The sequence below is a fragment of the Nitratireductor mangrovi genome (assembly GCF_007922615.2).
GTDB classification, from domain to species: Bacteria; Pseudomonadota; Alphaproteobacteria; order Rhizobiales; family Rhizobiaceae; genus Mangrovimarina; species Mangrovimarina mangrovi.
This window is the reverse complement of sequence record NZ_CP042301.2, coordinates 712,873-724,975: the sequence shown is the minus strand read 5'-3', so window position 1 is coordinate 724,975 and position 12,103 is coordinate 712,873. Positions and strand designations below refer to the sequence as shown.

At 65.7% G+C, this 12,103-nt stretch carries 16 protein-coding genes and 2 tRNA genes; 9 read left to right on the top strand and 9 right to left on the bottom strand.

Annotated elements, in window-relative coordinates:
* Nucleotides 1-122: 122 nt before the first annotated feature.
* From FQ775_RS03495 to FQ775_RS03480, 4 genes are all read right to left on the bottom strand, one after another.
* Entirely contained in the window at nt 123-470 is a 348-nt protein-coding gene (locus tag FQ775_RS03495; RefSeq protein WP_146299620.1) for a hypothetical protein, read from the bottom strand.
* Nucleotides 471-643: 173 nt separating this feature from the next.
* Entirely contained in the window at nt 644-916 is a 273-nt protein-coding gene (locus FQ775_RS03490) for a hypothetical protein (RefSeq protein ID WP_146299621.1), read from the bottom strand.
* A gap of 203 nt (nt 917-1,119) precedes the next feature.
* Nucleotides 1,120-1,196: transfer RNA gene (locus FQ775_RS03485), tRNA-Arg, on the bottom strand.
* Nucleotides 1,197-1,236: 40 nt separating this feature from the next.
* Nucleotides 1,237-1,542, bottom strand: coding sequence for an ETC complex I subunit (locus FQ775_RS03480; RefSeq protein ID WP_146299622.1), 306 nt, complete (start codon nt 1,540-1,542; stop codon nt 1,237-1,239).
* 125 nt (nt 1,543-1,667) lie between these two features.
* On the opposite strand from FQ775_RS03480, the gene FQ775_RS03475 reads away from it, so the two are divergent.
* Nucleotides 1,668-1,744 (top strand) — tRNA-Pro (locus FQ775_RS03475).
* A 96-nt stretch (nt 1,745-1,840) separates the two neighbouring features.
* Here the strand turns inward: FQ775_RS03475 and hdaA are convergent.
* The 3 genes from hdaA to FQ775_RS03460 are packed head-to-tail and all read right to left on the bottom strand — an operon-like array spanning nt 1,841 to nt 4,225.
* Nucleotides 1,841-2,545 carry a DnaA regulatory inactivator HdaA gene (gene hdaA, locus FQ775_RS03470; RefSeq protein WP_146299623.1) on the bottom strand — a complete coding sequence of 235 codons (705 nt, stop codon included), beginning with the start codon at nt 2,543-2,545 and terminating at the stop codon, nt 1,841-1,843.
* A gap of 11 nt (nt 2,546-2,556) precedes the next feature.
* Complete coding sequence (locus FQ775_RS03465) at nt 2,557-3,696, bottom strand: AI-2E family transporter (protein WP_146299624.1); 1,140 nt, start codon at nt 3,694-3,696, stop codon at nt 2,557-2,559.
* Entirely contained in the window at nt 3,668-4,225 is a 558-nt protein-coding gene (locus FQ775_RS03460) for a CDP-alcohol phosphatidyltransferase family protein (protein WP_146299625.1), read from the bottom strand. Before FQ775_RS03460 ends, FQ775_RS03465 begins: the two co-directional genes overlap by 29 nt.
* A gap of 199 nt (nt 4,226-4,424) precedes the next feature.
* Here FQ775_RS03460 and purM point away from each other — a divergent pair, with 199 nt between their 5' ends.
* From purM to FQ775_RS03435, 5 genes are all read left to right on the top strand, one after another.
* Nucleotides 4,425-5,489, top strand: coding sequence for a phosphoribosylformylglycinamidine cyclo-ligase (gene purM / locus FQ775_RS03455; protein WP_146299626.1), 1,065 nt, complete (start codon nt 4,425-4,427; stop codon nt 5,487-5,489).
* On the top strand, nt 5,486-6,202 hold the full coding sequence (gene purN, locus FQ775_RS03450) for a phosphoribosylglycinamide formyltransferase (RefSeq protein WP_146299627.1): 717 nt from the start codon (nt 5,486-5,488) through the stop codon (nt 6,200-6,202). Before purM ends, purN begins: the two co-directional genes overlap by 4 nt.
* 90 nt (nt 6,203-6,292) lie before the next feature.
* On the top strand, nt 6,293-6,712 hold the full coding sequence (locus FQ775_RS03445; protein WP_146299628.1) for a DUF1801 domain-containing protein: 420 nt from the start codon (nt 6,293-6,295) through the stop codon (nt 6,710-6,712).
* Nucleotides 6,713-6,802: 90 nt separating this feature from the next.
* The gene (locus FQ775_RS03440) at nt 6,803-7,090 is read left to right on the top strand and encodes a type II toxin-antitoxin system ParD family antitoxin (RefSeq protein WP_146299629.1); all 288 of its coding nucleotides are present in this window, start codon (nt 6,803-6,805) and stop codon (nt 7,088-7,090) included.
* Entirely contained in the window at nt 7,083-7,376 is a 294-nt protein-coding gene (locus FQ775_RS03435; protein WP_146299630.1) for a type II toxin-antitoxin system RelE/ParE family toxin, read from the top strand. The genes FQ775_RS03440 and FQ775_RS03435 overlap by 8 nt, the downstream gene beginning before the upstream one ends.
* Nucleotides 7,377-7,387: 11 nt before the next feature.
* Here FQ775_RS03435 and FQ775_RS03430 read toward each other — a convergent pair whose 3' ends face one another.
* Complete coding sequence (locus FQ775_RS03430) at nt 7,388-9,493, bottom strand: molybdopterin-containing oxidoreductase family protein (protein ID WP_146299631.1); 2,106 nt, start codon at nt 9,491-9,493, stop codon at nt 7,388-7,390.
* A 106-nt stretch (nt 9,494-9,599) separates the two neighbouring features.
* Between FQ775_RS03430 and FQ775_RS03425 the strand changes: the two genes are divergently transcribed.
* Complete coding sequence (locus tag FQ775_RS03425; RefSeq protein WP_146299632.1) at nt 9,600-10,469, top strand: 23S rRNA (adenine(2030)-N(6))-methyltransferase RlmJ; 870 nt, start codon at nt 9,600-9,602, stop codon at nt 10,467-10,469.
* On the opposite strand, the gene FQ775_RS03420 is transcribed toward FQ775_RS03425, so the two are convergent.
* On the bottom strand, nt 10,470-10,895 hold the full coding sequence (locus tag FQ775_RS03420) for a nuclear transport factor 2 family protein (RefSeq protein ID WP_167812755.1): 426 nt from the start codon (nt 10,893-10,895) through the stop codon (nt 10,470-10,472).
* 195 nt (nt 10,896-11,090) lie between these two features.
* On the opposite strand from FQ775_RS03420, the gene FQ775_RS03415 reads away from it, so the two are divergent.
* Both FQ775_RS03415 and FQ775_RS03410 read left to right on the top strand, forming a co-directional pair.
* Nucleotides 11,091-11,453: a hypothetical protein gene (locus tag FQ775_RS03415; protein ID WP_246730341.1), complete on the top strand. Its 363-nt coding sequence runs from the start codon at nt 11,091-11,093 to the stop codon at nt 11,451-11,453.
* A gap of 46 nt (nt 11,454-11,499) precedes the next feature.
* The gene (locus tag FQ775_RS03410) at nt 11,500-12,102 is read left to right on the top strand and encodes a glutathione S-transferase (RefSeq protein WP_146299635.1); all 603 of its coding nucleotides are present in this window, start codon (nt 11,500-11,502) and stop codon (nt 12,100-12,102) included.
* Nucleotide 12,103 lies beyond the last annotated feature (1 nt).

The following is a 12,103-nucleotide window of genomic DNA, read 5'->3' as shown; positions in this document are numbered from 1 at the left end:
ACAACCCGGGCGACCGACGCACCCGGGCGCAGCTAATGTGCGTTTTCTCGGCGGCTGTCGAGCCCACGTTGACAATCGAGCGCACGAAGCAGGCTAGCTAGATGCGCCCATTGACCTTCGTCTCAAGTTTGTCGCCGTTCCTCATCAATAAGCGGACGACCCTTGATAACGGGCGGTCTCATCCGCAAGAAGCGCCCCTGGACCTCGTAGTCGTTATATATCCGCGTCACGATCTCGACCACCGTCTCGATCTCCGTTTGCCGCTCGGACTTGCAGGTCATCTCGCCATTCGCCTGCTCGGTCCGCAGAAGAGAATAGTCCTGACACAGTCTCGATACGTCCTCGTCAGGAACCCGCTCCGGCGACTCGAAAAAGCGAAACTGCAGGCTCTTTGCCGTGCTGTCTTGGATGTCGATGGCGAATACGTTGTTGAAGTTCTTTCCCGTAAATAGGATGTCTTCGCCTGCCAATCGGCGGGATAGGACTTGTTGTATTACCAAGGGCACTGCCTGCCTCGGGTATCTGAACCCGTATTTCCTGACGCCACCCGCAAACAGTGCGATATACGCTACAAAAGCCGACAGCACTAAAGCGAATATCGAAAAGATGGCAGTAGTCAGGATGGACGCTCCCTTCGCACGGATCAAACAGTTCGGGTCAGTTGCAACACCTCAAGCGCCAAACAGGCGACGGCAAATATCGCGAACGAGATCATCAGAACTCCATGGAATTCCAAGTCTGCGGCGACGGAAACGACCGTATTCGACACAAGAAAGAAGACAAGGGTGAGGATCAGCGTTCTGCCGCGAAGAGCGGCAACAAAAGGAAGCCTTTGAACGGCCCTCAACAGCGCTACGATAGCCGAAGCGACAAAAGCCAACGCCACCGCAAAGAATTCGACCGAAGATTCAAACATCGTCAGCCACCAGATTATCCCTCTCTACATGGGATATCCTTGCTGTCCGCACAAGGGAAGCGACTACATGGATCGAGTATAAGGGCAGCTGAGAAAGCCGTTCGCACCCACTTTACGCCCTTCTCGAGAACCCAATCGAGGCCCCCACTGGCCGAAGGGTCCCCCTAAACGAAAGAGGAAACTCGCATAACCTATTGAAGAACTGGCGATCCCGGCAGGATTCGAACCTGCGACCATCGGCTTAGAAGGCCGGTGCTCTATCCAGCTGAGCTACGGGACCGTCACGCGGGCCGGCACGGCCCGGAACAGACTTCAAGGCCTCAGTGCGTCCACGGCATCTTGCGGTCATAGCGGAAATTCTCCGCATAGGACATCTGCCGCCGGCGCGGCTCCTTCGGCTCCTCGACGCGGTAGGCCAGCCCTTCCTTCCTGGCGTAGGCGATGGCCTCCTCGCGGGTCTCGAAGGAGAGCTTGATCTGGCTTCTCATGTCGCCCGAGGACGTGTAGCCCATAAGGGGGTCGATCTTGCGCGGCTTCTCCGGCTCGAACTCGAGCAGCCAGCGGCCGGTCTTGGCCTTGCCGGACTGCATGGCGGTCTTGGCCGGGCTGTAGATGCGGGCAGACATGGCTGGCGTTCCTCGTCGTTGTGGGACCGTTGGCACTGCACTATCCAGAATCGCGGCGGTTGCCAAGTGCGGGCGCGAAAGCGGTTGCGGCCCGAGCCGAACCTGTGTATCGACGCCTCGCCCGCCGGAGTGTAGCGCAGCCTGGTAGCGCACCTGATTTGGGATCAGGGGGTCGCAGGTTCGAATCCTGCCACTCCGACCATTTTTTTCGCATGGGATTCGAGCGTATCCGCCGCGAAGTTCCGGTCGATTTGCCACGGATTTTTCGCGGGCTTTCGGCGAAAATCCCGGAAAATACCTAGAAATCCAGCGATCCCTGGCCCTCGTCGAGCGCATTGACGATCCTGGCCGCCAGGGCGCGGGTGATGCGCGACTTCTCCTCCATCGCCGCCCGGTCGAGCCGCTCGACGACACCGTTGGCCGTCGACAGCGAACGCTCGATGCGCGCGATCAGATATTGCACGACATGGCGCTCGATCTCGACCTGACGGTCGGCGAAGAGCTTGGTGATGACCCCGGCGAGGAGCATGTCGTCGGGCTCGCGGATCTCGACCAGGGTGGCGGCGCGCAGCCGCGATTGCAGGTCGGCCAGGCTCACGCCCCAGGCGGCAGGAAAATGGCGCGAGGTCAGGAGCAGGCTGGAGCCGGCGGCGCGGACCTGGTTGATCAGGTGGAAGAGCGCGGTCTCGTCGAAACCGCCGGGCGCGACGCCGTCCACCACGACCGGGCGTTCGCCGGCGTCCGGGCCGGTCGAGGCGATGTCGCCCGGCGCGACGAAGACGGCTTCTGCCCGGTAGGCCCAGATACGGGCAAGATGCGATTTTCCCGAGCCGGTCGGCCCCGCGAGGATGGCGACCGGGGCGGCCCATTCGGGCCAGCGGTCGACAAGGGCGGCCGCCTCGGCATTGGCCGCCGAAACCACCAGATGGTCGCGCGAGAATTCGGGCTCGTGACCGAGTTCGAGCGGCAGTTGCCGCGGCCGCTCCTGGTGCGAGGGGTTCACGGGCCGCCGCCTCAATCGCCGCCGGAGTGATGGCCCTTGTAGACCGGCGAGGCGAGATAGCGGGCGATGGCGAAGCGCACCAGAACCGCGACCGCGGCAGCGGCCGGCACCGCGATCAGGAGGCCGACGAAGCCGAACAGCGAGCCGAAGGCGAACAGAGCGAACATCAGCCAGACCGGGTGCAGGCCGACACTCTTGCCGACCAGCTTGGGCTGCAGGATGTTGCCCTCGATGAACTGGCCACCGAAGAAGATCACCGCGACGGCGACGATCATCACCCAGTCGGGCCAGAACTGGACGAAGGCGACGCCGAGCGACAGGGCCAGCCCGACCAGCGAGCCGATATAGGGAATGAAGCTGATCAGCCCGGCGATCAACCCGATCAGCAAGCCGAAATTGAGCCCGACCAGGGTCAGGCCGACCGCATAGATGACGCCGAGGATCAGGCACAGCGTGCCCTGCCCGCGCAGGAAGCCGGCGGTGGCGGTGTTGATGTCGGTCGCGATCTGGCGAACCGTGTCGACATGCTCGCGCGGCACCCAGCTGTCGACCTTTTCGACCATGCGGTCCCAGTCAAGCAGCATGTAGAAGGCGACGACCGGCGTCACGACCAGCAGCCCGGCGATGTTGATCAGGGCCAGCCCCGACGACCACAGCGACTGGAACAGGCCGGTGAGGAAGCTCGCGCCCTGCGAGATCAGCGCCGACAGCGCCTCGCGCAATTCCTGCGAATCGACGCCCAGCGTGCGTTCGAGCCAGGCCGGATCGAAATTGGTCACCAGGGACTGCAGCTGCGACAGGTATTCCGGCAGCTTGGCCGCGAAGCCGGCGAGCTGGGTGGCAAGGATCGGCACGATGACCATCAGCGCCAGCACGAAGGCGAGCACGAAGCCGATCAGGATCACGATTGTCGCCGCAAGCCGCGACAGGCCGTAGCTCTCCAGCCGGTCGGCGACCGGATCGAGGAAATAGGCGAGCACCATGCCGGCCACGAAGGGCAGCAGGATCGAGGAGAAGACCAGGAGGAAGACGACGAGCAAAGCCGCGGCGAGCAGCCAGAAGATCACCTGGCGGCGGAAAGAAGCCGCGGCAAGGCGGTAGGCCTCGTCGCCGGCGTCGCTGTCAGTCTTTGTTGGACGTGCTCTCGCCATAACCGTTCATGTGCCTGAGCCAGGCCACGAGATAGGCCGCGGCGGAAGCCGCGGTCAAGAGCCCGGAGACGATCACCAGAACCCAGCGGGCAGGTCCGAAGTGCAGGGCGAAGGCGAGTTCGGCCAGCACCAGCGCGGCCAGTACGATCTGGACCGCGGTATTGGCCTTGGAGACGAAGAGCGGCTTCACCTCGACGGGATTGCCCATGATGGTGGACAGGAGCACCGCCGCCACGATCAGCGCGTCGCGCGACACCGCCGCGATCACCAGCCACAGCGGCAGTTCGCCCATGAAGCCGAGCACGACGAAGACGGAGACCAGCAACAGCTTGTCGGCCATCGGGTCGAGATAGGCGCCGAGTTCGGAACGCTGGTCGAAATGCCGCGCGATGAAACCGTCGACGCCGTCGGAAATGCCGGCGACCAGAAAGCCGGCCAGCGCCCAGCCCATTTCGCCGGTGAGCAGCGCGAAGACGACCGCCGGCACCAGGAAGAAGCGCAGGATGGTGATGATATTGGGGATCGTCAAAGGCGTTTCTCCAGGCCGCGCCGCGGCTCTTTTTTTCGCATAGATGGCGGCTTTCTCGTTCACCTGCAAGACGCCTGCAGCGGCTCCGCTTGGGCCAGTGGCTCCGCCCGGGCACCATCCACAGGCCGTCGCATGCGCCTTGCAGCGCGATCCCCTTCATGCGAAGAGCCGCCAGCAGGCCGCAGCAACGGAAACCGCCATGAGCCAGGGCAAGAACGGTCTCACCTATGCCGAGGCCGGTGTCGACATAGACGCCGGCAATGCCATGGTCGAAAAGATCAAGCCGCTGGTGCGGGCGACGCGCCGGCCCGGCGCCGACAGCGAGATCGGCGGCTTCGGCGGGCTGTTCGACCTCAAGGCGGCCGGCTTTTCCGACCCGATCCTGGTGGCGGCCAATGACGGCGTCGGCACCAAGCTCAAGGTGGCGATCGAGGCCGGCATTCACGACACGGTCGGCATCGACCTCGTCGCCATGTGCGTCAACGACCTGGTCGTGCAGGGCGCGGAGCCGCTGTTCTTCCTGGACTATATGGCGACCGGCCGGCTCGATCCGGATCAGGGCGCGGCGATCGTGGCGGGGATCGCTACCGGCTGCCGCGAGGCCGGCTGCGCGCTGATCGGCGGCGAGACGGCGGAAATGCCCGGCATGTATGGCGAGAACGACTACGACCTTGCCGGCTTCGCCGTCGGGGCGGCCGAGCGCGGCCAGTTGCTGCCGACCGACGACATCGCCGAGGGCGACGTCATCCTCGGGCTGGCATCGTCCGGCGTGCACTCGAACGGGTTTTCGTTGGTCCGCCGCATCGTGGCAAAGACCGGCCTCGACTGGACCGACAAGGCTCCGTTCGCCGAGGACCGGACCCTTGCGCAGGCGCTGCTGGAACCGACACGGATCTATGTCAAATCGCTGCTCGGCGCGGTGCGCGGCACGCACGGCATCAAGGCGCTGGCGCATATCACCGGCGGCGGCTTTCCCGACAACATTCCGCGCGTGCTGACCCACGACTGGTCAGCCGAGCTCGATCTCGACGCCATCGACGCACCGCCGGTCTTCGGCTGGCTGCAGAAGGCCGGCGGCGTCGCCGACCAGGAGATGCTGCGCACCTTCAATTGCGGGATCGGCATGATCGCCGTCGTGGCCGCCGGCCAGGCGGCGCAGGTCGCCGCCGTGCTCAACCAGGCCGGCGAGCACGTCACCTCGATCGGCCGCATCGTGCCGCGCCGCGACGCCGGCGTCATCTATCGCGGGTCGATCGAGCTATGAGCACGAGGAAGCGCGTCGCCGTACTGATTTCCGGGCGCGGCTCCAACATGGAAGCTCTGCTCGGCGCGGCCTCCGAACCCTCCTTTCCGGCCGAGATCGTCGCCGTGATCTCCAACCGCGAAGATGCCGCCGGGCTCGGGCTGGCGTCGCGCCGCGGCGTCGAGGCCATCGCCGTTCCGCATCGCGGCCATGCCGACCGGCAGGCGCACGAGGCCGCACTGTCGGAAGCCCTCGCCGCGCACGCGCCAGACATCATCTGCCTCGCAGGCTACATGCGCCTGCTGACACCGGATTTCGTCGCCCAATGGCAGGGCCGGATGATCAATATTCACCCGTCGCTGCTGCCCGCCTTCCCCGGCCTCGACACGCATCAGCGCGCGCTCGACGCCGGCGTCCGCATCCATGGCTGCACGGTGCATTTCGTCACCGAGAAGACGGACGAAGGGCCGATCATCGCGCAGGCGGCGGTGCCTGTGCTTGCAGGCGACGACGCCAATTCGCTCGCCACCCGCGTGCTGCTCGCCGAACACAAGCTCTACCCGCTCGGACTGGAACTGGTGGCGACCGGCAAGGCGCGGATGAGCGAAGGCCGAACCGCTTTCAGCGATCCGGCCGACGCCAGCGCCGAACAGCGGCTGTTTTCGCCCGAGCGGCAGGAACCCGTGACGGCGGTTCCGACCGACCTGGAACACCTCGCGCGGTTCACCCCCTGACGGATACCGTCAGGAACGGCCGGCAACCGCGTTGACTCCGCCAGTCGTGGGGTTCCAACATCGCGGGCAAGCTTACGGGAAGGCTTACCCATGACTGGCCCGCAATTCGCCGACCGCAATGTCGAGCAGGCTTTTGCCGCGCTGCCCGAGGCGGCGCGCGAGGGCCTGCTGGCCTTGCGATCAATGATTTTCGAGGTCGCGGCTCGCCACGAAGCCGTCGGGCGCATCGAGGAAACGCTCAAATGGGGCCAGCCTGCCTATCTCACGCCGGAAACCGGGGCCGGCAGCACGATCCGGCTCGGGGTGCCGAAATCGGCGGGGCACGACTACGCGCTGTTCGTCCACTGCCAGACCGACCTGACACGGCAGTTCGAGACCAACTATCCGGGCGCGTTCGATTTCGAAGGCACGCGGGCGTTGCTGTTCAAGGCCGGTGAGCCCGTCGACGCCGAGGCGATGACGCACTGCATCGGACTGGCGCTGACCTATCATCGTCGCAAGTGGCAGTAAGGGAAGCGTCCACTCAGGCTGCGCGGCGCCGCGACTTCCCTTCCAATTCGCCTGGTGGTAAATTTTGCTACCATTCACCCTGGAGCAAACATGTCCAGCGTCGAAAAAGTAAGCATTGCCCTGTCGCCGGAGTTGCTGGCGATGGTGAAGGAAGCGGTTGCGAGCGGTGATTACGCCTCGACAAGCGAGGTGGTCCGCGAGGCCCTTCGCGATTGGCGCGTGCGCCAGGAATTGCGCGAGGCGCAACTGCGGCGCCTGAGGGAAGCCTGGCAAGAAGGCATCGAGAGTGGAGCGTCGGCCGCGCTCGATATCGACGAGGTGAAGCGAAGCGCGCGCGAGCGCCTCGCAGGCGCATCAAACAACAGCAGCGATGGGTGACGTCAGAATCGTCCGCACCCCGAAGGCGGAGGAGGATCTGATCGACATCTGGTGCTCGATAGCGCTGGACAGTCCCCGCGCGGCGGATCGCATGCTCGATCGCCTTGCGCTGAGGATAGGGCGGCTGGCCGAATTCCCCGATCTCGGTGCCAGCCGTCCCGACATCGCGACCGGCGCGCGCCTCCTCGTCGAAGGCAACTATCTCATTCTTTACCGCCATGTCGACGAGGGGATCGAAATCGTCCGCGTCGTGCACGGAGCCCGCGATCTGACAACGCTGTTCTGACGAGGTGGCGCCTACGCCCTCCGAACCCAGACGCGGTTGTCGTGAAAGGCGGCGCCGCCACAGGGCGCGGCAGCGTCTGCGCCCGTAAGCACGTTGATTCCCTCGCCGCGCGCATGAGCCGAGTTGGGCCAGATGCCCTCGGCGATCACCACACCGCGCTTCATCCCGGCAGAGAGCTTGGCGTGCAGCACGATGTCGCCACGCCTGTTGCCGAGCTCGACGCGGTCGCCGTCGACAATCCCCAACGCCCCGGCATCGTCGGGATGGATCATCACCTCAGGCCGTCCCTCGCGCTTCTGCGAACCCGGCGTCTCGGTGAAGCTGGAATTGAGGAAATTGCGCGCCGGCGAGGTTGCCAGCCGGAACGGATGTTCGGCGTCCGCCTCCTCTATCAGGGCGACATGGTCGGGAAATTCCGGCAGGCGCGCATGCTCGCCCTGAAAGCCCATCGAGGGCGGCGGCAGGTTCGGTGTCACCGTGCCGGTCCAGTCCGGCCGGAAGCGGAACCTGCCGTCGCGATGGCCAAATCCGCCGATGAAATGCGCGGTGTCGAAATCGGGCTGCATGTCGGCCCATCGCTCCTCGCGGAACGTGTCGAAGGTGCCGAGGCCACGCTTGGCGAGCATGATGTCGATATGCTCGCGCGCCGACAGGCCGAAACCCGGCCGGTCGGCCACGCCGAGGCGCCTGGCCAGTTCCTCGATCACGTAGAGGTTGGGGCGCGGGCCATCGGGCGGGTCGATCAGCTTCGGACCGAGGATGATGTGCTGGTGGCCGCCGCCGCGATAGATGTCGTCATGCTCGAGGAACATCGTGGCCGGCAGCACGACGTCGGCGAGCTTCGCGGTGTCGGTCATGAACTGCTCGTGCACGCAGGCGAAGAGGTCATCGCGCAGGAAGCCCCGTTTCACCAGCCGCTGCTCGGGGCAGACATTGGCCGGGTTGGTGTTCTGGATCAGCATCGCGGTGACCGGCGGGCCGCCGTAGAGCGCCGCCGGGTCGCCGGTCAGGATCGGGCCGATGCGCGACTGGTCGAGATGGCGTATCCTCGGATCGCGCAGCTTGACGCCCTCGAGCAAGGTCTTGTCGAGCTTGAAGATGCCGGAATTGGAGTGGAAGGCGCCGCCGCCTTCGTACTGCCAGCAACCGGTGACGGCGGCGATCGACAGCGCCGCATGCATGTTGGCGGCGCCGTTGCGCTGGCGGGCGAAGCCGTAGCCGAGCCGGAAAAAGGTGCGCTTCGTGGTGCCGACCAGGCGGGCGAAGGCTTCTATTTCGGCGGCCTCGAGACCGGTGATGGCGGCCGCCCATTCCGGGGTACGGGTGGCCAGATGGGCCTCAAGCCCGGCCGGATCGTCGGTGTATTTTTCCAGATAGGCGCGGTCGGCGAGGTTGTCGCGGAAAAGGATATGCATGACCGCGCAGGCGAGCGCGCCGTCGGTGCCCGGCTTCACGACCAGGCCCAGATCGGCCTGCTTGACGGTGGCATTCTCATAGACGTCGATCGCCACGATCTTCGCGCCGCGTTCCTTGCGGGCGCGCACGGCATGGGTCATCACATTGACCTGGGTGACGACGGCATTGGTGCCCCAGATGACGACGCAGTCCGATTTCGCCATCTCGCGCGGGTCGGGGCCGGCAAGCAGCCCGGTGCCCATCACGAAACCGGTCCAGGCGAGATTGGTGCAGATGGTGTCGAAGAAGCCGGAATATTTCTTGGCGTGGCGCAGGCGGTGGATGGAATCGCGCTGCACCAGCCCCATGGTGCCGGCATACTGATAGGGCCAGACCGTTTCGCTGCCGTAGCGCGCCTCGGCGGCGAGGAACCTTTCCGCCACCAGATCGAGTGCCGCCTCCCAGCTTGCCTCCTTCCACGCGCCCTCGCCCTTGGCGCCGGCGCGCACCAGCGGCTTCGTCAGCCGGTCGGGGTGGTGGATGCGCTCGGCGTAGCGCGCAACCTTGGCGCAGATGACGCCGGCGGTGTAGCTGTTGTCCCTGGCGCCGTGCACCCGCCCGATCCTGTCGGGGCCGAGCAGTTCGACGTCGAGCGCGCAGGTCGACGGGCAGTCATGCGGGCAGGCGGAATGGCCGATGGCGATCTTGGCGTGCTGGTTCATGGGCGCGAAACTACCGGGTTTCGGCCGGCGGCAACAGGCGCGGGAGGCGAAAAGAATTGATCCAATCGATTGGCCGTGCTGATGAAAGGGCAAGTACGGAAGCCCGATGAACTATCGCCACGCCTATCATGCCGGCAACTTCGCCGACGTCGTCAAGCACGCGGTGCTGGTCAGGATCGTCGACTATCTGAAACGCAAGGACAAGCCGTTCCGGGTCATCGACACCCACGCCGGCGCCGGCGTCTACGATCTGGCCGCGGACGAGGCGGACAGGACGGGCGAATGGCGCGGCGGAATCCGCCGGCTTTTCGAAGCCGAGATCGATCCCGAGGCCGCCACCCTGCTTGCCCCCTATCTGGCCGCGGTGACGGCGCTCAATGCCGCCGAGCCGCTGCGCTTTTATCCGGGATCGCCGGTCATCGTGCGCCAGATGCTGCGCGGCCGCGACCGACTGACCGCGATCGAGCTGCATCCCGAAGACGCCTTCGCGCTCCGGTCGCGCTTTGCCGCCGACTTTCAGGCCCGCGTGATCACGCTCGACGGCTGGCTGGCGCTGGGCGCGCATGTTCCCCCGAAGGAAAAACGCGGACTGGTGCTGGTCGACCCGCCATTCGAGCGCGAGGGCGAGTTCGACCGCATCGTCGACGGGCTGGCGAAGGCGCACAAGCGCTGGCCGGGCGGCATCTACGCGCTCTGGTACCCGATCAAGGACCATGAGGCCGTCGCCCGCTTCCGCGCCCGGCTCGGCGCCACCGGCATTGGCCGCATCAGCGATTTCTGGGTGCTGATCCGGCCGCCCTCGCCCGAGCCGCGCCTCGACGGCTGCGGCATGATCGTGGTCAACCCGCCGCATGTGCTGGCAGAGGAAATGCGCACCGTGCTGGCAGCGCTCGCGCCGCTGCTGGCGGACCGCGGCGGCGCGTTGTGGCGCATCGAGACGATTGCGGGCGAAGCCGGGAGCGGCGCGGCCGGCTGATCAGCCGAACAGCCGCCGCTTGAGCCGCTCGACGCCGAGGAACAGCCCGCCGATGCCGTTTGGCCCATAGGGCTCGTAGGCCTGCAGCCGCGTCACCAGACCGCCCCGCGTCTCGACGACGAAGACCTGCGGAAAGGAGAGTTCCCGCCCGCCCTTGAGCACGTGGCTGGTGTCGACCTCGATCGCTGCGCTGTCGCCATCCCTGCCGGCAAAGACGTTGACGATGGTGAAGTGGAAACGCTGCATCACCGACAGTCCCCACTCGATGCCGGCGCGAATCTCCTCATGCCCGCGCATGTCGGGCTTGGGATAGTGCGGATCGAACAGGAAGGCGTCCCTGGCGAAGCAGTCGAGGGTCTTTTGCGTGTCGCGCGCCTCGAGCGCCTTGAAAAGACGCTCCATGGCGGCCTGCGCCGGTATGTGCATTCGACTCCCCCACGGCATTCGACGCCGCGCCCCGCCTCCGGTCTAGCACAAGCGCGGGTGCGGGCAAACGGCGCCGGCAACTTGACCGCCAGGGACCAATTCATCAAAGTGCCGCCACCTTCCCGCCGACTCGGAGCCACGAGAATGCGCCGCACCGTCCGCCTCGGTTTCGCAACGATGCTCCTTTCCGGGCTGATGGCCGGCGCGGCCGCCGCGCATGACCTGACGCCGCGCGACTGCACAGATCACCGCATCCTGTCGCGCATCACCTCGAAGTTCCGCCATCAGGTGCGCCACGTACCGCATCTGCCCGACGTCGAGATCGTCGATTTCCGCCGCGTCCACGAACGGCGCTACCTGCCGTTCCGCGAAAACAGGCCGGTCGCGCGCCGCTATTGCGGGGCGACCGCCGTGCTTTCCGACGGGCGCAAGCGCACCGTCTGGTACCTGATCGAGGACCGCATGGGTTTTGCCGGGATCGGCGACGGAGTCGAATTCTGCGTGTCGGGCTTCGACCGCTGGATGGTCTACAACGGCCGCTGCCGCGTCCTGCGCTGAGCCTTCACGCCCCTCGCATCCATCAATCCGCCGGAACGCAAAACCGATGCGCATTCTCTACGCTCCGCCCTCGCCCTACAGCGCCAAGGTTCGCATGGCCGCGACCTATGCCGGGATTGCCTTCGAGTCGGTCTCGGTAGACACCAACGCCGAGCCGGACCTGCTGCTCGGCGCCAACCCGCTCGGCAAGATCCCGGTGCTCTTCACCGATGACGGCGAGCAGGTATTCGACAGCCGCGCGATCACCCAATATCTCAACCGTTTGTCGAAGAACGCGCTGTTTCCGCGCAATGCGGCCAAGCGCACCGAGGCTGAGCGGCTGGAGGCGCTGGCGGACGGGATCACCGACTGCCTGCTCGCCCATGTCTACGAGCGCCGCTTCCATCCGGAGGAAAAAATCCACCAGCCCTGGCTCGACAAGCAGTGGGACAAGGTCACGCGGGCGCTCGATCATCTCAACGCCAACCCACCGAGGCTCGGCCGCAAGGCGCATGGCGGCCATCTCGCCCTGCGCGCGATGTTCGGCTACCTCGAACTGAGGTTCGGGACCGACTGGATGAAGGGGCGGGCGAAGCTGAAGCGCTGGATCAGGCGCTTCGACGAAAAGTTTCCGGAGCTTGGCGCGTTCCTGCCGCGTTCACCGGCCTGAC